The 23,293-nt window shown below is 32.5% G+C and carries 14 protein-coding genes; 6 read left to right on the top strand and 8 right to left on the bottom strand.

Features of this window, described 5'->3' with window-relative positions; translation table 11 throughout:
- Window positions 1-3 precede the first annotated feature (3 nt).
- The gene (locus ABWO08_RS06565) at window positions 4-2,058 is read left to right on the top strand and encodes a M16 family metallopeptidase (protein WP_353084486.1); all 2,055 of its coding nucleotides are present in this window, start codon (window positions 4-6) and stop codon (window positions 2,056-2,058) included.
- Window positions 2,059-2,120: 62 nt separating this feature from the next.
- Here the strand turns inward: ABWO08_RS06565 and ABWO08_RS06560 are convergent, their stop codons facing one another.
- Window positions 2,121-2,984, bottom strand: coding sequence for a DMT family transporter (locus ABWO08_RS06560; protein WP_353084484.1), 864 nt, complete (start codon window positions 2,982-2,984; stop codon window positions 2,121-2,123).
- Window positions 2,985-3,092: 108 nt separating this feature from the next.
- Here ABWO08_RS06560 and ABWO08_RS06555 point away from each other — a divergent pair, with 108 nt between their 5' ends.
- Window positions 3,093-3,470, top strand: coding sequence for a heavy-metal-associated domain-containing protein (locus tag ABWO08_RS06555; protein WP_353084483.1), 378 nt, complete (start codon window positions 3,093-3,095; stop codon window positions 3,468-3,470).
- A 32-nt stretch (window positions 3,471-3,502) separates the two neighbouring features.
- On the opposite strand, the gene gldD is transcribed toward ABWO08_RS06555, so the two are convergent.
- From gldD to mutY, 4 genes are read right to left on the bottom strand one after another with little or no spacing between them, the layout of a single operon-like run.
- Entirely contained in the window at window positions 3,503-4,066 is a 564-nt protein-coding gene (gene gldD, locus ABWO08_RS06550; protein ID WP_353084481.1) for a gliding motility lipoprotein GldD, read from the bottom strand.
- Window positions 4,059-5,354: a gliding motility-associated protein GldE gene (locus ABWO08_RS06545; protein WP_353084479.1), complete on the bottom strand. Its 1,296-nt coding sequence runs from the start codon at window positions 5,352-5,354 to the stop codon at window positions 4,059-4,061. The genes gldD and ABWO08_RS06545 overlap by 8 nt, the downstream gene beginning before the upstream one ends.
- A 19-nt stretch (window positions 5,355-5,373) precedes the next feature.
- Window positions 5,374-5,808 (bottom strand): single-stranded DNA-binding protein, encoded by a 435-nt coding sequence (locus ABWO08_RS06540; protein ID WP_353084477.1) that lies wholly within the window; start codon window positions 5,806-5,808, stop codon window positions 5,374-5,376.
- 35 nt (window positions 5,809-5,843) lie between these two features.
- The gene (mutY, locus tag ABWO08_RS06535; RefSeq protein ID WP_353084475.1) at window positions 5,844-6,881 is read right to left on the bottom strand and encodes an A/G-specific adenine glycosylase; all 1,038 of its coding nucleotides are present in this window, start codon (window positions 6,879-6,881) and stop codon (window positions 5,844-5,846) included.
- Window positions 6,882-6,965: 84 nt separating this feature from the next.
- On the opposite strand from mutY, the gene ABWO08_RS06530 reads away from it, so the two are divergent.
- The 3 genes from ABWO08_RS06530 (at window position 6,966) to ABWO08_RS06520 (ending at window position 12,483) form a co-directional block, all read left to right on the top strand.
- The gene (locus ABWO08_RS06530) at window positions 6,966-7,310 is read left to right on the top strand and encodes an HU family DNA-binding protein (protein ID WP_353084567.1); all 345 of its coding nucleotides are present in this window, start codon (window positions 6,966-6,968) and stop codon (window positions 7,308-7,310) included.
- A 369-nt stretch (window positions 7,311-7,679) separates the two neighbouring features.
- Window positions 7,680-9,224: an Rne/Rng family ribonuclease gene (locus ABWO08_RS06525; protein ID WP_353084473.1), complete on the top strand. Its 1,545-nt coding sequence runs from the start codon at window positions 7,680-7,682 to the stop codon at window positions 9,222-9,224.
- A 154-nt stretch (window positions 9,225-9,378) separates the two neighbouring features.
- The gene (locus ABWO08_RS06520; protein WP_353084471.1) at window positions 9,379-12,483 is read left to right on the top strand and encodes a BspA family leucine-rich repeat surface protein; all 3,105 of its coding nucleotides are present in this window, start codon (window positions 9,379-9,381) and stop codon (window positions 12,481-12,483) included.
- Window positions 12,484-12,553: 70 nt separating this feature from the next.
- On the opposite strand, the gene ABWO08_RS06515 is transcribed toward ABWO08_RS06520, so the two are convergent.
- Together ABWO08_RS06515 and ABWO08_RS06510 are read right to left on the bottom strand one after the other, a co-directional pair.
- Window positions 12,554-15,280 (bottom strand): LamG-like jellyroll fold domain-containing protein, encoded by a 2,727-nt coding sequence (locus ABWO08_RS06515; protein WP_353084469.1) that lies wholly within the window; start codon window positions 15,278-15,280, stop codon window positions 12,554-12,556.
- A 255-nt stretch (window positions 15,281-15,535) separates the two neighbouring features.
- Window positions 15,536-16,321, bottom strand: a complete 786-nt coding sequence (locus tag ABWO08_RS06510; RefSeq protein ID WP_353084467.1) for a hypothetical protein — start codon at window positions 16,319-16,321, stop codon at window positions 15,536-15,538.
- Between the two features lie 209 nt (window positions 16,322-16,530).
- Between ABWO08_RS06510 and ABWO08_RS06505 the strand changes: the two genes are divergently transcribed.
- Window positions 16,531-16,863: a hypothetical protein gene (locus ABWO08_RS06505; RefSeq protein WP_353084465.1), complete on the top strand. Its 333-nt coding sequence runs from the start codon at window positions 16,531-16,533 to the stop codon at window positions 16,861-16,863.
- Between the two features lie 219 nt (window positions 16,864-17,082).
- On the opposite strand, the gene ABWO08_RS06500 is transcribed toward ABWO08_RS06505, so the two are convergent.
- Complete coding sequence (locus ABWO08_RS06500; RefSeq protein ID WP_353084463.1) at window positions 17,083-23,274, bottom strand: discoidin domain-containing protein; 6,192 nt, start codon at window positions 23,272-23,274, stop codon at window positions 17,083-17,085.
- Window positions 23,275-23,293 lie beyond the last annotated feature (19 nt).

Below are 23,293 nucleotides of genomic sequence, written 5' to 3'. Positions count from 1 at the left end.
AAAATGAGAAAATCAATTATATTATTATCGGGCTTGTTTTTAACTATGACTATGCAAGCACAAGACAGACCACAACCAAAACCAGGACCAGCTCCTACAATAAATATCAAAAAACCGGTATCATTTACAATGACAAATGGTTTAAAAGTATTAGTTGTAGAAGATCACAAGTTGCCTAGAGTTTCTTTTAATTTATCTATTGATAATGCTCCTTATGCCGAAGGCGATAAAAAAGGAGTTGATGAATTAACAGGAAGTTTAATTGGTAATGGTTCTATGGCAATTGCCAAAGATGCTTTTAATGAAGAAATAGATTTCTTAGGAGCTGATATCAACTTTAGCACTAATGGTGCTTATGCAAGTGGTCTTTCTAAATATTCAAAAAGAATTTTAGAGTTAATGGCAGATGGTGCATTAAACCCAAACTTTACTCAAGAAGAATTTGATAAAGAAAAAGACAAATTAATTGAAGGTTTAAAAACACAAGAAAAAAGTGTTCCTGTAGTTGCTGGTCGTGTAGAGAATGTTTTAGTATTTGGTATAGAACATCCAGCGGGAGAATATTTATCAGAAAAAACTATTAATAATGTTTCCCTTGCAGATGTAAAATCACACTATGAAACTTATTTTGTTCCAGAGCATGCTTATTTAGTAGTAATTGGAGATGTAAAATTCAAAGAAACTAAAAAAATGGTTGAAAAATTATTTGGCTCATGGGTAAAAGCAAGTGCTCCAAATATTTCTTACACTGCTCCAAAAAATGTTCAATACACTCAAATCAACTTTGTTGACATGCCAAATGCGGTGCAGTCAGAAATTTCATTGGTAAACTCTGTGAATTTAAAATTATCTGATCCTGATTATTTTCCAGTTATTGTGGCTAATCAAGTATTGGGTGGTGACTTTAATAGTTACTTAAACATGAACTTGAGAGAAGCTCACGGATGGACTTACGGCGCACGCTCAAGTATTGGAGTAAATAAATATACTGTAACTAAATTTAAAGCCAATTCTCAAGTTAGAAACATGGTTACTGATAGTGCAGTTGTAGAATTCATTAAAGAGATCAAAAGAATCAGAACTGAAAAAGTAACAGACGAAGCTTTAAATAATGTAAAAGCAGGTTATGTTGGCCGATTTGTAATGCAAGTTGAAAAACCACAAACTATTGCTCGTTATGCGCTTAACATTGAAACGGAAGGTTTACCAGCTGATTTTTACGAAAATTACATCAAAAATATTCAAGCCGTTACAGCTGACGATGTGATGCGTGTAATGAATAAATATGTTCTTGCTGATAATATTAGAATATTGGTTACAGGAAAAGGAACTGATGTAATTCCGGGATTAGAGAAATTAAAAATTCCGATTTTCTATTTTGACAAATTTGGTAACCCTACTGAAAAACCAAAAATGAAAAAACCTGCACCAGCTGGAGTTACTGTTAAAACAGTATTAGATGCTTACATCACAGCTATTGGTGGTGCAAAAGCAGTTGCTGCTGTAAAAACTATTTCAAGTGTTGGTTCTGGAAGCATTCCTCAAGCTCCTGCTCCTTTAAAATACACAACTAAAAAAGATGTGAAAGGTCAATCTTCATTAAAGATTGAAATGGAAGGAATGGGTGAATTAACTAAACAAGTAATCAATACTAAAGGTGGTTATTCTGTTAATCAAGGACAAAGAAAAGAATTAACTGCTGAGGAATTGGCAGAGAAAAAAGCTTCTGCTACTACATTTGAAGAATTACTTTTGGTTAACAAAACAGATTTAGTTTTAGATGGAATTGAGCCAATGAACGGTTCTGATGCCTATGCAATTAAAAATGGTAAAACAACTTTATACTATGATGTAAAAACAGGTTTAAAACTTGCTGAATCTAAGTTGGTTGAAAAAGGAGATAAGAAAATGACGGTAAGCACTAACTATACTGACTATAGAGAAGTTAAAGGTGTGAAAGTTCCTTTTGAAATTATCATTAATCAAGGTATGGAATTGGATTTCAAAATGTCTGAAGTTAAAATTAACGAAGGTGTAAGTGATGCTGATTTTCAATAATCATAATTAAATGAAATAAAAAAGGCCGTCAAAACTGACGGCCTTTTTTTATGTCTTAAAAATTACTTTTTATTAGCTAAATAAACTCCAATTAAGATTACAAATGCTCCGAAGAACTGAAAAGGTGTCAGCATTTCATTGTCTAAAAGCCCCCAAAAGAATGCTACAATCGGAATTAAATAAGTAACCGATGAAGCAAATACAGGTGAAGATATTTGAATTAACTTAAAGAAACAAATGTTTGCAATACCCGTTCCTACAATTCCAAGCACCATAATATAGAGCATCGCATGTTGGGTTTGAGGTAAAGTACAAATGGAAATAAAATCAGTTGAAAATAAAACCACCAATGCTGGTGCTAAAAGCACTACAAAATTTCCTGTGGTAATGCTTAAAGGCTTCACATCAGAAAGTAATTTCTTTATCAAATTCACATTTATGGCATAACAAACCGAAGCAATAATTACCAATATTGCATAGTAATTGTTATCAGATGTCTCTTGTTTACCACTAAAAATTAATACCGCAGTACCTATTAAACCAATAATTATACCAATAAATTGACTCCTTTTAAAAGAAAGTCCAAATACTGCAAAACCGATCAATAAAGTATTTAAAGGAGTTAGTGAATTTAATATGGAACATATAGAACTACTCACTTTGGTTTGAGCAATAGCAAATAGAAACGCAGGAATAAATGTGCCAAATAATGCGGTTATAGCAATGTATTTCCATTGGTGCATTTTGATCTCAGTCAAGCTTTTAAAACCAATCATTAACAAAAAAAGAGAAGTGAAAATAATGCGTAAAGCCCCCAGTTGGTAGGGTGACAATCCGATAAGTCCTTTCTTAATTAATATAAATGAACTTCCCCAAATTAAGGAAAGAACTACTAATAGTGTCCATTGAAGTTGCTTGGTTTGCATTTTTTACATTTTAAGTGACAAATTTGACATAATTTTATGAATTGTCGAATAAAAATTACAGTAATTTTGTAGTAATAAATAATTTATCCCAATTCTAAAATAATAATCATGAAATTTTCAAATTCAATTATAGTAATAGCAGTTGCCGCTTTATTAATTGTAAATTGTAAAAACAATAATTCAAAATCAGATGAAACTGCAACAAAATCGGATGCTAAAAAAGAAGTTGCCGCTGCAGTAAAACCTGAAACCGCTTCATTTACAATAGACGGTATGACTTGCCCAGAAGGTTGTGCGAAAACCATCGAAAAAAGCCTATCTGAAATGGAAGGCGTTCAAAATGCCAAAGTAGATTTTGACAAAAAACTAGCAACGGTAAATTTTGATCTTGACAAACTTAAATCAGAAGATATTGTAAAAACTGTTGAAGCTATAGGTGATGGACAATCTTACAAAGTATCAAATGTGAAGATTGGAACAAAGTAACAAATAAAAAAGGAACTCAATGAGTTCCTTTTTTATTTCCATTTTATTGTTTCCATTAAGGTTTGCATGTCATTTCGAATATAATCTGCCGCAGGCATAATCGAATCAAAATTAGGTTTAGCATAAAAATATACTGATGCTGTTAAAAAATGTTTAACACTATCTGTCGCATAAAACTGCGCGTTGGTTGCTGCGTTCCCAGAGACTTTATAAAACATTCCATACACCTTTTTTTCATGGTTTATAAAAGGTTGTTCCAATATATCATCTGCTTTAATTACATGCTCATACGTAAGCTTTTGAGCGTCGCGAAGTAATTTATTTATATCGCCATTTACAGGCTTATAAGTAAGATAAATTGTTGCTTTCATTTTGGGATAGGTTATTGTAAATCCGCAATTTTTATCTTCTTTTATTTCCGCATCTGAATTAATATTGAAGGTAAACGGACAATGATTTTCAAAAGCAGCATATTTAGCAATTGGATAATTCAATCGCAACTGACTAGAAGGCTTTGGTAAGACTTCATTTTTGCATGAAACAAGCAATAATGCACTAAATAAAGATGTTCCAATATAAATAAATAATTTACCCATCAACGGTTACTTTTATTTGTTTTATTCTTTTTCTATCTACGATTGCAATGGTAAATAGACAATTTTCAAAAGGTATTTTCTGCCCTTTTTTTGGAAAATTTCCTAGTATTTCTAATATAAAACCGGCCAAAGTTTCTGCCTCTCCTTTTCGGGTTTCAAATAAATCTTCCTCCACTGAGATAATTCTATAAAAATCTTTTAGATTGATTTTCCCATCAAAGAGAAAATTCTTCTCATCTATTTGAGAATAATTAATGTTATCTTCGTCAAATTCATCGCTTATATCTCCAACAATTTCTTCAATTACATCTTCTAAAGAAACCAATCCCGAAGTCCCACCATATTCATCAACAACAATAGCCAAATGGCTTTTCATACTTTGAAAATCTTTTAGCAAATCATCCAATTTCTTGTTCTCAGGAACAAAAAACGGCTCTCGAAGTAAGGTTTTCCAGTCAAAATCTACTGAATTAATATGTGGAATTAAATCTTTTACAAACAGAACGCCTTTGATGGTGTCGATATTGTCTTCATAAACCGGAATTCTAGAGTAACCTTTTTCTATAACTTGAGGTAAAACTTCTGAAAAAGGAGCGTCAATTTCAAGAGCAAAAATGTCAATTCGTGGACTCATAACCTGCTTGGTGTCTGTATTTCCAAAAGAAACAATTCCTTCAAGTAACTTTTGTTCTTCATGCGATGTTTCATCTGTAGAAGTTAACTCAAGCGCTTGTGACAGGTGATCAACAGAAAAATTGGTTTTTTGTTTCCCTAATTTTTCTTGTATAAAACCACTAATTCCCTTTAATGGATAACTAATAGGAGAAAGAATTTTACTTAAAAATAAAATAGGATACGCAATAAAACCTGCGAATTTTTTATTGTTTCTACTTGCATAAACTTTTGGAAGTACCTCTCCAAAAAGTAAAATTAAAAAAGTAACCAAAAGCACTTCTACTCCAAATTTTACTGCAGGAATGGCAATCATTGAAAACAATTTGTCTAACGAAAAAGAAAACAAAACCACAACGGCTATGTGCAAGAAGTTATTTGCAATTAATATGGTTGCTAATAATTTTTTAGGTTTTCCTAATAATTTATGAATAACATTGTATTTAGTTGGATTGTTTTGAGATAAGTCGGATAAATCTTTTTTTGATAATGAAAAAAGTGCTACCTCTGCAGCTGCAACCATTGCAGTGCAAAACAACAAGGAAATTATTCCTAAAATTCCAATGAAAAAATTGGAGTCAAAACTAAATTGTGTAATACTGGGCTCTGGGTCCAAAGTCAATAATATTAGTTATTTAAAAAGGTAAATCATTCTCAATTGGAGGATTCAAGTTGTCAAATGTACTGTTTTTTGAATCAGAATCCTGCAAATGTCTATTTGCTTCTGTATCTTTTTTTACATTCAAGAAAGTAAACTCGGTAACCTGAATTTCTGTGGTGGACTTGGTAGTTCCATCTTCTGCTTGCCATTGGCGCGATTTTATTCTTCCTTCTACATAAATTTTATCTCCTTTTGAAAGATATTTTTCACATATTTCGGCTGCTTTATTTCTTACAACAAGGTTGTGCCACTCGGTTGAAGTAATCTTTTCATTGGTTTGTTTGTTAATGTAAACCTCATTTGTTGCCAATGAAAATCGTCCAATACTGTTGCCGCCTTCAAAATAATGCATCTTAATTTCGCTGCCAAGATGACCAATTAACATTACTTTATTTAAAGTTCCATACATAATAAAAGACTTTTATTGTATTTCAAAATTACAAATTAAATAGAATATTTTTCAATAAAATTATAAATTACTATTGGAAATGGGTGTTTTTTTATTTGGTCTGAAGGAATTCCGGCTGCAATTTCGTCACGAACTTGAACCCTATAAAAGTTAATATGCAGTTTTTGATGCGACAACTTATGTATTACCATATTGGGATTGTATTGCACTATAGATTCAATATTCAATTCACCAAATTTTGTAGAAATTAAATTGGAAATAGCATCAAAATCCAATTCCATTTCAGTTTCAATAAAAGGGAATTCGTATAAATTGTGCCAAATTCCTTTTTCGGTTCTTTTATTTATTTGGGTGTTATTGGCATGGTCTAATAATACAACATAATTAAGGTATCTATTGGTAACTTTCGTCTTTTTTAACTTCACCGGAAGTTGCGCTACTAGCCCTTTTTGCAAAGCGGCACAACTGGAGTTAAAAACACATTGATTGCAATTTGGATTTTTGGGAGTGCATTGCAAGGCGCCAAATTCCATGATGGCTTGATTAAATAAAGCAGGATTATCATGGGGCATTAATTCTTTGGCTAAAGCTGTAAATTCTTTTTTGGCTGCAGCCGATGCAATGTCGGTTTCTACATTTAAATACCGAGCCAGCACCCTAAAAACATTTCCGTCTACTACAGGAACCGCTTCGTTAAAAGCAAAAGAGGCAATGGCTGCGGCGGTATATTGACCTATGCCTTTTAGTTTTAATAAATCAGTATAATTATTCGGGAAAAATCCGTTGAAATCGTGAGCAATAATTTTGGCGGTTTGATGCATATTTCGTGCGCGAGAATAGTAGCCTAATCCTTGCCAAAGCTTTAATACATGTTCTTCATCGGCATTAGCCAAATCAAAAACAGTGGGAAAAGCCTCCATAAAACTCAAATAATAGGGTAATCCCTGTGCAACCCTTGTTTGTTGCAGCATAATTTCCGAAAGCCAAATAGGATAGGGATCGGTGGTATTTCGCCAAGGTAAATCACGTTTGTTTTGTAAATACCAAGCCAATAATGAGTTATAAAAATGCATCTTAAAATCTAAAATGGTAAAAGTAATTCATTATGTGATTAAATTTTAATCAATTATCCTTGAAATATTGTTTTTTTAATTACTATATTTGCACTCTTAAAAAAATTTACAACAAATATTAAAATATTAAAGAAAATGACGAAAGCAGATATCGTAGCGAAAATTTCTGAAAAATTAGGCCTTGAAAAAGGAGATGTTCAAGCAACCGTTGAAGCATTAATGGAAGAAGTTAAAGAATCATTAGAAAATGGTAATAATGTTTACTTAAGAGGGTTTGGAAGCTTTATTATCAAAACAAGAGCTGAAAAAACAGGTAGAAACATTTCAAAAAATACTACAATTAAAATTCCAGCACACAATATTCCAGCATTTAAACCTGCAAAAGTATTTGTAGAAGGAGTAAAAACTAAAACCGAAATAGCGGTTTAAAAAAATTATTATTAATCTAAAAAAATTATACCATGCCAAGCGGTAAAAAAAGAAAAAGACATAAGGTAGCGACGCACAAACGTAAAAAAAGAGCGAGAGCTAACCGTCACAAAAAGAAAAAGTAGTTTTAAACTACTTTTTTCTTTTTAAACGTTCATTGAAAAAGAATTTTAGTAACCCGTATTCAGTAACAGTTAACAGTTTGCTAACTGAAAACTGCAACTACCAACTAAAATTCACCGGGTAATACCTGAAATAATGTTTAATCCATCTGTGTTAAAGTTGGAAGTTGGAAGTTAGAAATTGGAGGTGAAAACCTACAATTTATAACCTACAAACTATAACCTAACATGGATAAAAATTTACAACATGAATAAAGAATTGATCATCCGTAGTGGTGAAGATGCTGTAGATTTTGCCTTATTAAAAGATGGAAAACTTATTGAATTACACAAAGAAAAAGAAACAGGGGATAATTTCTTAGTTGGTGATATTTTTATTGCCAAAATTAGAAAACCAGTTCCCGGACTTAATGCGGCATTTGTAAATGTAGGCTATGAAAAAGATGCCTTTTTACATTACCACGATTTAGGTCCTGCGTTACATTCTTATTTGAAATTCATAAAACTTGTAAACACAGGTAAAATAAAAGATTTTTCACTAAAAACCTTTAAGTTTGAAAATGAGATTGATAAAGACGGCGCCATAGCAGATGTGCTAAGCGTTAATCAATCGGTATTAGTGCAAGTGGTTAAAGAACCCATTTCTACCAAAGGCCCAAGAATAAGCACGGAGCTTTCTTTTGCAGGTAGATTTTTAGTTCTTGTCCCTTTTTCTGATCGTATTTCTATTTCACAAAAAATAGAAGACCGTGCCGAAAAAGACCGATTAAAAAAATTGGTGCAAGCAGTCAGACCAAAAGGATTTGGCGTTATTGTGCGAACAGTAGCAGAAGGCAAAACAACAACAGAATTAGAAAAAGATTTGCAGAATCTTATGAACAGATGGACTGCAATGTGTAAAAAATTACCAACCGCTCATCATCCGTCAAAGGTATTAGGAGAGCTAAACAAAGCTTCCTCAATATTAAGAGATGTATTTAATGACACCTTTACAGGTATTCATATTGATGATGAAGAGTTGTACCAGGAAACAAAGGACTATTTAGCCGAAATAGCTCCCGAAAAACAAAAAATAGTGAAATACTATCAGTCAAATGATACCCCACTATTTGAAAAATATCATATAGAGCGTCAAATAAAAACCTCATTCGGTAGAACCGTTTCTATGAGTAAAGGAGCTTATTTGATTATAGAACATACCGAGGCATTACATGTTATTGATGTAAATAGCGGTAACCGTTCTAACAAAGCAACCAATCAGGAAGATACCGCACTAGAAGTAAACATGATTGCAGCTGCAGAAGTAGCACGCCAATTAAGACTTCGCGATATGGGTGGTATTATTGTAGTTGATTTTATTGACATGCAAAACCCTGATAACCGCCAGGTTCTTTACAATTTCTTGAAAGAAGAAATGAGTGATGATAAGGCAAAACATAAAATCTTACCGCCGAGTAAATTTGGTTTAGTTCAAATTACAAGACAACGAGTAAGACCAGAAGTTAATATTGAAACAAGAGAAGAAAATCCAAATAATTTAAGCGGAGATGTAGATGCTCCAATTCAAATTATAGATAAAATTACATTCTCTCTTGAAAAAATTATCAAAGACCATAATAAAGTGAAATTAAATGTTCACCCTTTTGTGGCAGCCTATTTAAAGAAAGGGTTTCCTTCTATTCGTTCAAAATGGTTTTTTGAACATAAAAAATGGGTTAAAATTATCCCTCGTGATGCGTATACGTATCTAGAATATCATTTTTTTGATAGCCAAGGGAAAGAAATTAAATAAAAAAAAGCCTTACAGCAATGTAAGGCTTTTTTGGTTTTATATAGTTACTTTTCTTGCAAAATATTACCTTGCATACTTCTCAGAAAATTGAGAATTTTTTCTAATATCTTAATTTTTAATTAATTGTTTGTATTTTTGTTAAAAATTTAAACTTATGAAAAAAATTTACGCTTCATTGCTACTAGTAGTAGTATATTTAATAAGCCAACCTATTAATGCACAATTTTCTCTGCATTCAAATGGCGTTACTTGTTTATGTCCAACTGCAGCTGTTGGTGAAGAAGGAGTTGTTAATGGTATCACTTACAAAAAAAGAACTAGAGATCAAATTACACCTCAAAATGCTGCTACAACTTGTACTAGTGGAATTACGGATATGAGTGCTTTGTTTTATGGTACAAGTTTTAATTCTAACATAAATAGTTGGGATGTAAGTAGTGTTACTAACATGAGGGCAATGTTTTATGGCGTTAATTTTAATCAGCCTATAGGAAATTGGGATGTAAGTAATGTAAATGATATGCATGATATGTTTTTTGATTCAAGTTTCAATCAGCCTATTGGGAACTGGAATGTAAGTAATGTAATTAATATGTCTATGATGTTTTACAGCACTCCCTTTAACCAACCCATTGGGGCTTGGAATGTTGGTAATGTAACCAATATGTCAAGAATGTTTGATACTTCAACTTTTAACCAAGATTTAAGCAATTGGAATGTTAGCAATGTAACGGACATGTATGCCATGTTTGCTGCTTCAAGTTTCAACAAACCCATAGATAATTGGAATGTAAGTAGTGTGTCAAATATGTCATTAATGTTTTTTAATTCACCCTTTAACCAATCAATTGGGTCTTGGAATGTTGGAAATGTAAATGACATGTCAAGAATGTTTGAAAGCTCAAATTTTAACAAATTTATTGGAAACTGGAATGTTATTAATGTGTCTAATATGAATCAGATGTTTTTTGATACACCCTTTAATCAATCAATCGGATCTTGGAATGTAAGTAATGTAAATAACATGTCTATGATGTTTTACAGCACTCCCTTTAACCAGCCCATTGGAGCTTGGAATGTTGGCAATGTAAATAATATGTCAAGAATGTTTGAAAGCTCAACTTTTAACCAAGATATAAGTAATTGGAATGTAAGTAGTGTGTCTAATATGTCTTTGATGTTTTTAAATTGCCCCTTTAACAAACCAATTAGCTCTTGGAATGTTGGCAATGTAAATGATATGTCAAGAATGTTTGAAAGCTCAAATTTTAACCAACCAATTGAAAATTGGAATGTGAGTAATGTGTTAAATATGAATAATATGTTTACTTTTTCATCTTTTAATCAACCATTAAATAATTGGAATGTATCAAATGTCACTAATATGTTAGGCATGTTTAGAGGCTCTCCTTTTAATAAACCGATAAATAATTGGAATGTATTAAATGTCACAAATATGTCAGGCATGTTTGAAAACACCAGTTTTAATCAACCAATTGCAAGTTGGAATATTTCTAGTGTAACCGATATGAGCGCAATGTTCCGAGCAAACCTTTCCTTTAATCAACCATTAAATAGTTGGAATGTAGGCAATATAGAAAATATGAATGAGATGTTTTTTAATGCTCAAGCGTTTAACCAGCCATTAGATAGTTGGGATGTAAGTAATGTTATAAATATGGGAGGAATGTTTAGACAATCCAATATAAATCAGAATTTCAGTAATTGGCAATTCAACCCAGATGTAATATTAACCACATCCAGTAATGGTTTTATTGATTACACACCTATGAGCATTGCAAATTATGATGCCTTATTATCACAATTTGATAATTTACAATTAACAGACAAACAATTAAGCTCAATTAATGTAACCTATTGTAATACCGCTTCAAGAAATAATTTAATTAATAACAGAGGTTGGATAATTACAGGAGATATCCTAAACGCAACAACATTATCGGCTCCTTCTAATATTACTGTTGTAGCAAACAATGGATTTTGTGAAGCTACTAATGTAAATTTAGGAACGCCAACAGCGCAAGGTTGTTCAGGCTATACATTAAGCAATAATGCACCATCTGTTTTTAATTTAGGTACTACTTTAGTAACATGGACTTTAGATAATAATAATGGGACAACATTAACTTCCACACAAAACGTTACAGTTACAACTTCAAATGGAGCAACTTCATTACCAACATCGATTACTGCACCAAGCAATTTAACTCTGGTTGCAAATCAAGGCTCTTGTGAAGCTACTAATGTAAATTTAGGATCTCCAATTGCAGAGAGTTGCTTAACTTATACAGTGTCCAACAATGCCCCTTTATTATTTCCTGTTGGTGATACTGTTGTAACATGGACTTTAACGGATGCTAATGGTACAAGTGTTTCAAATAATCAATTAGTAACTGTAACTGTAAATTCAGATAATGCTTCTGTTTGTTATATTACAAGCGATTCAACAGAGCCTACAAAAAATAGAATTTTCATTAATAACATAGATGGAAATAATGTTACAAATTATGAAATCCTTAGAGAAACTAGTGCAAATGTATTTACATCAATTGGAACATTACTTCCAACTGAAACATCATTTTTAGATAATTCATCAAATAATCTAAGTCAAAGTTATAGTTATAAAGTTAAAACAAATACCATATGTAACACATCTAATACAAATCAAACATTTCATAAAACAATATTACTTCAAAGCAATGTAGCAGTAGGTAATTCCGTTAACTTAAGCTGGACACCATATCTAGGAATAACTTATGGAGATTATAAAATTTATAGAAAAATAAATACTGGTGTTTTCGAGCAATTAACTACAATTCCATCTTCAAGTTTATCTTACTTATCTTACAATGATTTAAATACAAATATCACTCAAAATAATTATGAATATTATGTTTCAATTAGTTTATCAAATTGTATTGCAACAGGAAAAAATAATTCTGCCAATTTAACAGAAATTAAATCTAATAGAGGTATAATCGGAAATACCATGTCTGTTAATGATTTTGATCTATCTAGCCAAGTAAATATATATCCAAATCCAACAAACAAAGAACTTAGCATTAAGTTGAATGATGGAAATGATATTATCTCTTGTGAAATTTTCAATAACTTAGGTCAAAAAGTTATGGAATTTAAAGAATTACAAACTTCTGTAGAACAACTTCCTACCTCAACCTATTTTGTCAAAATAATTACTTCTCAAGGTCAAGCGATTAAGAAGTTTATTAAAAATTAATTCAATAAATTAATATAGAATAAAAAAAGCCTTACAATTGCTGTAAGGCTTTTTTGGTTTTATAATATTATTATCTCACCCAATACCAAATGATGCCTGGATTACTATTATAATTAGCCATCCATGGAGCCGGGCTCCATCCGCCATCAGTGATTAGGGTTCCCCACCAACCACCACAGGATCCATCTGTAGTAATAAATCCTGGTCCGCCAGGGTTGTGCCATGGCATTCTAAATTCAACATCATCACAACCATAATCCCAATTACTGAATTTTACATTTTCGGTAATATCTGTATTTCCAGATGAATTACTTGTAAAACTATAGGCTTGGTTAGCTGTCCAAATTCCCCCGTAGCTTCTTCTTGAAGTTGCGTCAATCATATATTGAAAACCGGTAGTGCTCTTTTTAATATAATCGGCATACGAAATTATAGAATACTGCCCATTTAAAGTTGGATTGTTTTCATTCCATAATATAGCATTAGCTCCAGTCCAACCACTATTACTATTGCTACACATTATTAAAGTCCAACCGCCACCATTTGTAGTCATATCGGCGTAAATTTGAAATGGAATATTACTATTTATATTTTGGTTAGCTATCCAATAAAGCCCATCAGTAGAATTTGGATAGTCTCTTTTTATTTGATAGGCACTTTCTCCTGGATTTGATTGAGATAACCCATTATTTCCCTGCGTTTGCCAAGTACCGCAAAACGGACTAATTGAAACTGTAAGATTTCTTGTTTGACAACCTGTAGTTGCCGTAACTAAATAAGTGTTATTTTGACCATTTGTATAATTCATTGGATTAATAAAACTTAACTCATGCCCAGAAGTAATTTGAAATAATGCATGATTATCGTTTCCGCCAGTAACAACATACCAACTTGAACTACTTGGTAATGAAATGACAGAGGTGGCCCCGGTAGATAATTTAACTGCTGTAGAATTAATTGCCCCAACTGAAAGTGACATCGAAATAGAATTACTAGAATATGTTGCAATGCCATTTAAAACATTGTAATTCGATAATACTTCAGCTGCTGTAAGTGCTCTGTTGTATGTTTGAAAACTAGAAACATATCCATTCCAATAATAGCCACCGCCACTACCAGCAGCACCTATAAATAAATCGGTACTAGAAGAAATATGGTATGGGCCAGTGCCCTCTAATACCCCGTCAAAATACAATTTAGAACTATTTGAGGCTGCATCAACTACCACGGTATAATTATGCCAATTGGTATCAATAATTGAAGTTGACACATTAAAAGGCGAACTAAAACTATCCCAAACATTCCAGCAAATTTGATTATTATCAAAAAACAGATCTGGGCCTGAGCCATCAGATCCAGAATTAAATAACATCCCTTGTGGATTAGTGGTTTTTGCCCACACTGAAAAAGTCATTGAAGAAGATTTTGTAACAGGAGCTGGAATTACTTCATTATTTAAATCAAAATACGAATATCCGTTTAATGTATTAAATGTAGCAGGATTAACTGTTCCATCATTATTATTGATAATATCATTCCATGTAGTTCCAGAACCATTATAACTTGACGAATCGTTTGCGTTTAAATACTGAATTAATCCACTAGAAATTACATTTCCGTTGTTCGTTACAACGGTCATTGCAACATTAATGACGTCATTATTTACTAAAGATGTTGTAGTATAAGTAGTTCCTGTTGCGCCGTTAATTGCAGTTCCATTTTTATACCATTGAAATGAAGGATTGGTTGCATTGGAAGAAGTAGCTGTGAAAGTAACCGAAGTTCCTAAACAAGCACTATTATTTAAAGCGCTTGAAGTTATCGAAACACTAGGAGAAAAATATGCTGTATTTTGACTGGTTTCTAATGCCGTTCTATCAGTTGAATTTAAATAAGAAGGAAAAAGAATTACTTCTGAAATGTAACCATCAAATATTCTTGCACCTCCATCTGCCGCTCTAATGCCTATACAAATATTATCTGAAGGAGAATGCGCAATTTGACAAATTGAATTTCTAGTTTGTTTTACTACACCATTTTCATAAATTGATGAAGTAGCGGCGTTCAAATCAATAACACCTGTCACTATTTTACTATCATTTAATATATCACTTGAAGTAGCATTAGTACATCCTGAACCATCAATCCAATAACCCATATTATTGGGATCATAAATTAAACCCCAACCTCCTGAATTACCTGTTGATAGGATTCCTGAAATATAATTTAAACTCCCCACATTTTGAACAACTGCATTAATTGTAGCCGCCGTTTGAGATGTGAAATTAACTGTTGCTGCTGATAATAAATGAGTAGTTCCTTGAATTACGCCTGCAAAATATATAGTTGGCAAACCATTCATGGTTTGAATAGCTCCAGATGAAATTAATATAGGCCCATTAGTTGAAGAGGTCATTACATCTATTGCATTACCGCTTTGATCATACCATATAGCAACTCTTGCAGATGTTGAACCACTAACTATACTGCTTAATAAAGTAGCTGTTGCACCGGTTTTAGCATCATTATAATTCGAATAAGAAGCAGATATTTGAGAAGATAAAGAAAAAGAAAGATTGGCAGATGAATCAGGATATACATCATAAAATGAATTACCTATTAATATTCTAACTAAAGGGCCTGAATAATTGGAACTTAACTTTCTCAAAGAATAGGCAACAGAGGCATTAGTGTTCCCTGATAATCCAGCGTTATCTAATGCATTTTGAGCATTAGATTTTATAATTAAAATCAATACCAATACAACAGTCAAAAATATTCTAGTCTTAGCCCCCATAATTCAAACAATTATTAAATTTATATTTTATTTTGATTAATAATTTTAACAAAATATATGCAATATTACTAAATATTTTATATTAAAATAAATATAATCAATTGACCGATTGTAAATTAATTTAATCTTCAACAAAATGTTTAGATTATTTTCATTGGGCGTAGTGCAACAAATTTTTTTATTAAAATATATATTAAAAAATAAAAAAACTCCAACATTGCTGCTGGAGTTTTTTATTTAAAATTATGTTCTTTATTAATTACAATTTACAAAATCTGCTGCGGTATAACCCGCGCATTCTGCAACACATGCATTTGGAAATTGAATAATTACTCCACCTACATTAACACAAACCGGATTTACATCTGTTGGGCAATTACAATTAGAGTTATCATCACAATCATTATTTAACTGTGCAAACTCATACTCGTTATTAATTTGAGTAACTGTATTGTTATTATTCACAGAAAATGGATATACCAAATTGACAATATAGTTAGTATCACTTGATTGTGATGCTAAGTCTATTAATTCTTGATCGTTGTTTACTGTAACCGTTTGGTTGTTGTTCATTAAAAATGAAAACGGATAAACGAATGAATAACAAGATCCCGGTGCAATATAATCATCATAAGAATTCATATTGCATGCATTGATTACACTCCAAAACTCTGATTCATTTGAAATAGTAATTGGAGTAGTACTTCCTGGAGCAATTAAATTAAATGGAAATGCAATTCCATTAATGTACAATTGACTCGTTTCGCTTTCAAGTACTGCAATTAATTCTGTTTCATTAGAAACAGTTACTGTTGTTGCGTTGTTGTAAGCAAGCGTTAATGGGTAAACAAACTCATAACACATTGTAGAATCAGTAGCGACACTTTTTCCTGAAATGTTATTTACTCCTTTAAATTCATTTAAATAAATTCGTAGAGCAGAACTTTTTTGTGTCTCAACAGTTGCATCTCCAGATGAACACGATACCAATACAGTGGTCAAAATGCTAATAAATAGAAGTAAAAATTTAATATTTTTCATGATGATGTAATTTTAATTGCACAAAAATATAAAAAATTTATTTTGTTTAACAATTTTAAGAAAATTTTAAACAAAGTTTGATTAACAATAATTTATTGAAATATTAGATATCATCAATTTAATTTAAATATTACTATATTTGAATCATATTTACTCCAAATTTTAAAAAAATGAATAAAATTATTTCAATCAAGAAAGTTCAAATTTTAATGTTAGTTACACTTTATACTATAATTTTTACCTCATGTAGCAAAACTGATAATACACCAACCCCTGAAGATTTAACTGATAAAGCTTTTTATGGCGTGGCAATAGCTAATTGTCCGTCCACTAATGTTACAAATTTAACAAGTTCAGAATATATATTTATGAGTTTCGTTGATAATACAGGCAATTCTATTTCGTATCAACCACTACCAAATACATGGTACAAAATGAATACCGCAAATACCTATGTAAAAACTGGTTCAGATGTTTCACCTAAAGACGCAGTAGTAACTTGGGATTTTAGTTCTACAGTTCGGACTGCTCCTTGTCAATAATTTTATTTATAATTTCTAACAAACATATTTTTTTAAAAGAAGCTTTATATTTATGATTGTCGTTGAAGAATAATGGCGCTTCATTTGTATTTTTTTGAAGCACTTGTTAAAGTTCCGTTCTTTATTAATTGCTTTTTCTATGTTTTGCTAGTCTAATTGCCATAAAAAAAGCCCTACATTGCTGTAAGGCTTTTTGTTTTTTTGTGGTCCCACCTGGTATTATTTTTTTATAAATGTTTTTGAAGCAGTGCCTTCTTCAGTTATAATTTTAACAAAATATGAAGCATTTGGTAAATTTGAAACATCCAAATTTGTTTTTTGAGATTCAGATACTTTTTGCCCAATTATATTATAAATTTCTGTTTTAAGATAGGTTAAAGTATTTTCTATTTTAATATTTAAGATGTCTGAAGATGGATTAGGATATATCATTACTCCTAAATCTAACAATTGATTTGACAATCCCAATATGCTGCTAGTATTTAAAATATTAGACCTTAATTGATTAGATGTAAAAGTCTCAGAAGTTCTACCTCCTGGAGTAGAATTACAAGCCGGAACATCAATACTTATGTAATATTCATATGTATTTGTTAAAGTATTGGCATTAATGTCATTATACATTAAATTAGAGGCTGAAATAGTGTCAATTAACTCAAAATTTCCAGAACCAATTTTTCTATAAATCTTGAAAGTGCCATAACTAATTCCTTCGTAGGGATTCCAATTTAAATTAACAGCATTGTTAACTGCTAAACCACTTTGTAATAAAATTGTACGATGTATAGTGGAATTTAAATCACTTGAATTGCAAATACTAACTGTGTTAACTTTGTATTTATTACTGTTAGTCAAATTATTTGAAGTTATGTCTAAATATGAATTTTGGTTTGGAGGGATACTACCAATAACATCATAAACATTTGTACTAACTTCCTTTAAAATTTGATATTCTAGAACGTTATTATTATTAGAATTATTAATATAAATTCTATTCCTATTTGTGAGTGTTTCATCACTTGTAACATAACATATACTAGTGCTGTCAAAATTAAAATTAACTGTTACATTTTGATTAGCTGTAATTGTAGTGCCATTTTCATTTAACAAAGTCCAAGTTACTATAGTAGTTCCAATTGGAAAATTAGAAGGAGCATTATTTGTAATGGTATAATTTGTACAACTTTGACCAATAGGTAAACCTAAATTAACATTACTGGCTACACATTGATTTGGAGAAGTAGTAATTACTATATTATCTGGAGCAGATAAAGTGGATGTTTGTGATGCTACTGCAACAACTATTGGATCAGAAGGAGCCGAGCATCCACCATTAATAACGGTATACGAACCGCTTTGTGTAACAGTGATAGATTGCGAAGAAGCGCCATTAGACCAAAGGTTGCCTGTTGCATATGAAGAGGTTAAAACTACCGATTCGCCTTGACATATATTAATAGGACCCAATGCTGAAATTGTAGGGGTTACAGGTATAGGATTTACCAATACATTAATTGTGTTGGAAGTAACCGAGCAAGTAGAGCCAATATACGCTGTAACAGAATAAGCGCCACTTTCTGTAACTGTAATTGATGGGGTTGTTGCACCATTGCTCCATAAATAACCTGAATAATTAATTGTATCCTGAGGAATAGTAAACGTGAAACTTCCGGAAACTGATGTGCCAGAACCTATTTCAGTCCAATTTATGTTATCTGGTGAAACTTTAAAACTAAAACTTTGTGGTGTAAAAGATGTAATATTTAAAAGTATAGATTCAAGATTATATTGCGTCTCTAAATCAATAACAATATATTGAGGATTGCTATTGCTAGGCACTGGAACATTTGAACTCAAATAAACGGTATTAACATTTCCATCAACAGCAATTGTTCCATTTGTTAGCCAAGTGCCAGTGATATAACTACTTGCATAACCTGGTTTATTCAAAGCAACATTAACACCGTTTGAAATTGCTTCTATTTCAGCAACCCTTGCTCTATTAGTACCGCTATAAAAACATTCATATTTTAAATATCTAATAGCAGATAAACTATTTAAGGATAATGAAACCGATGAACCTGCACAAATTGTTGTAGGCCCCGAAGGAATTACATTAATACTGCTAGGTACTTGCGTAACAGTAACTACTGCAGGTTGTGAAACCGAACTACAATTACTATTTGCCACCGAAACGGTATAACTACCACTTTGTATAACAGTAATAGATTGCGTAGTTGCGCCATTAGACCAAGTATTTCCTGTAGGATATGAAGAGGTTAACACAACCGATTCCCCTTGACATAAAGACGTTGACCCTGAAGCGGATATTGTAGGCACTGTTGGTACTGCGTTTGCAGTTACAGCAATAGTATTAGAAGTCACACTACATGTAGTACCAATAAATGCTGTAACAGAATAGACACCGCTCTCAGAAACTGTAATTGATGGTGTTGTTGCGCCATTACTCCATAAGTAACTAGAATAATTTGTTAGCGTAGGTGTATAGGTAAAACTTCCAGAAACGGATGTCCCAGTGCCTATTTCGACCCAGTTTATGTTATCTTGAGAAGCCTTAAAACTAAATGTTTGTGTAAAGCTACCAATGTTTAAAAGAATAGAATCTATATTTACTTGAGATGTTTCTAAATCAATTACAATAAATTGTGGATTAGTAGTACTCGGTACAGAACTACTATTACTTGTCCAGGTCGTACTTGATAAACCATCAACAGCATTTTTACCATTTGTTTGCCAAGTGCCAGTGCCAGTATAACTACTTGCATAACCGGGTTTATTTAAAGCTAAATTAACCCCATTTGAAAGTACTTGAATTTCAGCAACCCTTGCTTGTCCTCCAGGATTAGAATAACATTCATATTTCAAATATCTAATTGCAGACAAACTATTTAAGGATAAAGAAACCGTAGAGCCTTGACAAATTGTTGTTGGACCAGAGGGTAAAATGGTTATGCTATTTGGGGGCGTAGTAACGGTAACTACTTTAGGCAAAGACGTAACTAAACAACTTCCATAAGAAACTGTGTACGAACCGCCTTGTGTGACTGTTATGGATTGTGTGGTAGCTCCATTAGACCAAACATTTCCTGTAGGATACGATGAAGTTAAAACAACAGACTCTCCTTGACACAGCGCAGTTGGTCCTGAAGTAGTGATAGTTGGCGGTAATGGATTGACTACTCCTGGCACGACAAGTACTTGATCTGTACAAGAAACAGCTCCTTTACTTACCGTTACAGTGTATGTAGTTTCAATGCTCGGATTTACTGTAATTGTTGGTGTTGTAGCACCGTTAGACCATAGATACGTTAAATTATTACATAATGCAGTTGTATTAGAAGGATAGATTACGCCAATATTGTTGCATTGAATGGTTTGAGTCATACCTGCATTAATAATCGCTCCAGGTTCATAATATATCGTAATTGTAGGGAAATCACCACTAATGAAATTATAAGTCCCTCCTGATTTTATATATGCAACACAAGCACCACTGCCACCATTAAAATTTAAAGTCCCGCCGTTTTCAACAACATACTTGTTATTATTACCATTGTTTGTGTAAATACCTCCATTACAAATTATTTTTCTATGTCCACTTTCACTCCCAGATTGATTGGTAGTCAATATAGAGGCAGAACTCATATCAATATTGCATGTTGCCGGTAAAGTTGAAAAATTAAAATTAGAATTTGTTAAAGAAATAGTTGTATTATTTCCACAAGTCACAATTGTGTCTGCAACTATTTTTGGCATTTCTCCTACAATTATATTTTGGGAAGTGCTTGAACAGCTTGATGATAAATTGGTGTTTACTAATTTATAAGTCCCTGGAACAGTGGCGGTGTATGAATTATTTGTTGCATTACTTATTGGACTGTCATTTAGATACCATTGATAGCTAACATTTGTTGATAAATTATCTGTCAATGTTAAAGACCCTCCATCACAAATAACTGCTGGAGAGGTATATGTCACAATGGGAGCTGCTGGTGCTACTAAGCAAACTTGCTCAGCTCTAATGTTATCTATTTGATAGGTCAAAGCCACAGGAGGGCTGTTAAAATTCGTGTTGGTAGAATTCCAATTACCAAAGAAAATAATTTTTTCATATTCCCCATTAGCAACAAATGTTTGATCCATCGGGATTGAAAAATCAAATGTTAACGTTTGCCATTGTCCCGGTGTAGTATAGGCTTGACCATTTGCTGAAATTGGGCCTCCCATTTCAACTTTAGCTAAAATATTTAATGCTTGATTTGCAAATACATCTACTTGCATTGTTTTGTTTGAAGTTAGTTTTGCCTTTTTTGTAGTCAAAATAAATTCTATTCCTTGCCATATTTGACCTCCCATATTTTGTGTCCCTTGTAATACATTCCCAGTAGCTGAACATGAAATAATCCCAGAAACAATAGCTGCTCCAGCTCCTTCAAATCCTACAACACTAGTGTAAGTTGTTGGATCTTCAAAATTTTGTAATAAAGGTAGTGTTTGTGTGTTATTAAATGCAACCACAACTGGTAGAGAGGTCGAAGTACAATTACCATTTGAAACTGAAACAGAATACGAACCTATTTGTGATACGGTAATTGATTGAGTGGTTGCTCCATTACACCACAAGTTTCCAGTAGGATAGGAAGAAGTTAATTCAATTGATCCTCCTTGATTTATAGTTGTTGGTCCTGAAGTGGTTATAGTTGGCGGTGCTAGTGCTGAAGCTACCGAAACGTTTAACGTATTTGAAACTACACTGCATGTTGTACCAATATATGCTGTAACTGAATAAGCACCACTGTTTGAAACTGTGATAGATGGAGTGGTTGCGCCATTGCTCCATAAGTAACTAGAATAATTTGTTAGAGTAGGTGTATAGGTAAAACTTCCCGAAACAGAATTACCTGAACCTATTTCAATCCAGTTTATATTATCTTGAGAAACTTTAAAACTAAATGTTTGTTGAAAACTACTAATATCTAAGAGTATAGATTCTAGATTGAATTGACTTTCTAAATCAATTACAATATAATGAGGATTATTTATATCTGGACCAGGGTCATTTCGATTACTAGACCAACGACTTCCTGAATTCCCATCGATGGCATTAATCCCATTATTTGCCCAATTACCATATTCATAGCTATTTGCAAAACCTGGTTTGTTTAAGGCAACATTAACCCCATTAGAAAAAGCTTGAATTTCATGCACGTTGACTTGACCGCTGTCGGAAGAATAATACGATTCAAATTTTAAATAGCGAACTGAGGATAAACTATTTAAACTTAACGTTACAGAACCTCCCTCACAAAAAGATGTTGGCCCGGAGGATAAAATGGTAAGATTATTTGGGGGGGTAGTAACAGTAACTACTTGAGGTAAAGATGTTACTGAACAACTACCATAAGAAACGGTATACGAACCACTTTGCGTAACAGTAATAGATTGAGTAGTTGCTCCATTAGACCAAACATTCCCTGTAGGATAGGACGAGGTTAACACTACAGACTCTCCTTGGCACAATGCAACTGGTCCTGAAGCAGTTATAGTTGGAGGTAATGGATTTGCCAGTCCTGGAACTACAAGCACTTGATCTGTACAAGAAACAGCTCCATTGCTAACCGTTACAGAATAGGTGGTTGAAACGCTAGGGTTTACAGTAATTGTTGGCGTTGTGTCGCCATTTGACCATAGATACGTTAAATTATTACACAATGCTGTTGTATTAGAGGGATAGATAACGCCAATATTGTTGCATTGAACGATAGTATTCATGCCCGCGGTAGAATTTATAATTGCTCCAGACTCGTAATAAAGTATATTACTTCCTCCTCCTGCGCCTGAATTATTAAAAATACCTCCAGATTTTATATAATAAATCTGACTTCCTCCTCCACCTGTTCTGTTAATTGTTCCTCCATAATTCACTAAAAATGTGCGTCCACCGCCACCGCCATAATTCACAATCCCACCATAACAAACAATTTCTTTAGGTCCTCCAGAGGAATTCAGAGTTGAAGTGACAATAGAAGCAGAACTCATATTTACACTACAAGATGAAGGCAAAGAAGAATAATTAAAATTTGGATTAGTTAAAGAAATAGTTGTACTACTGCCACAGGTAACAATAGTTTCCGGTATTATTTTTGGCATTTCGCCTACAATAACATTTTGGGAAGTACTTGAACATCCTGTTGCTAAGTCAGATACAACTAACTTGTATGTTCCACTTTGAGTAGCTGCGTAAGAATTGTTTGTTGCGTTGTTAATCGGGTTATTATTAAAAAACCATTGATAACTAACGTTTGTCGATAAATTATCGGATAAAATAATTGGCGAGCCTCCACAAATAATTGCTGGGGAATTATATGTTACAACTGGTGATGGCGGCAATGGATTAATAGTTACAGTA

It is taken from the genome of Flavobacterium sp., assembly GCF_040383245.1.
Lineage (GTDB): Bacteria > Bacteroidota > Bacteroidia > Flavobacteriales > Flavobacteriaceae > Flavobacterium.
This window is presented reverse-complemented; position numbering and strand designations above follow the sequence as displayed.

Excerpts from the sequence above, each read along its gene's own strand:
- ABWO08_RS06565 (WP_353084486.1), top strand. The coding sequence starts at position 4 with ATGAGAAAATCAATTATATTATTATCGGGCTTGTTTTTAACTATGACT.
- ABWO08_RS06560 (WP_353084484.1), bottom strand. The coding sequence starts at position 2,984 with ATGCAAACCAAGCAACTTCAATGGACACTATTAGTAGTTCTTTCCTTA.
- ABWO08_RS06555 (WP_353084483.1), top strand. The coding sequence starts at position 3,093 with ATGAAATTTTCAAATTCAATTATAGTAATAGCAGTTGCCGCTTTATTA.
- gldD (WP_353084481.1), bottom strand. The coding sequence starts at position 4,066 with ATGGGTAAATTATTTATTTATATTGGAACATCTTTATTTAGTGCATTA.
- ABWO08_RS06540 (WP_353084477.1), bottom strand. The coding sequence starts at position 5,808 with ATGTATGGAACTTTAAATAAAGTAATGTTAATTGGTCATCTTGGCAGC.
- mutY (WP_353084475.1), bottom strand. The coding sequence starts at position 6,881 with ATGCATTTTTATAACTCATTATTGGCTTGGTATTTACAAAACAAACGT.
- ABWO08_RS06525 (WP_353084473.1), top strand. The coding sequence starts at position 7,680 with ATGAATAAAGAATTGATCATCCGTAGTGGTGAAGATGCTGTAGATTTT.
- ABWO08_RS06520 (WP_353084471.1), top strand. The coding sequence starts at position 9,379 with ATGAAAAAAATTTACGCTTCATTGCTACTAGTAGTAGTATATTTAATA.
- ABWO08_RS06515 (WP_353084469.1), bottom strand. The coding sequence starts at position 15,280 with ATGGGGGCTAAGACTAGAATATTTTTGACTGTTGTATTGGTATTGATT.
- ABWO08_RS06510 (WP_353084467.1), bottom strand. The coding sequence starts at position 16,321 with ATGAAAAATATTAAATTTTTACTTCTATTTATTAGCATTTTGACCACT.
- ABWO08_RS06505 (WP_353084465.1), top strand. The coding sequence starts at position 16,531 with ATGTTAGTTACACTTTATACTATAATTTTTACCTCATGTAGCAAAACT.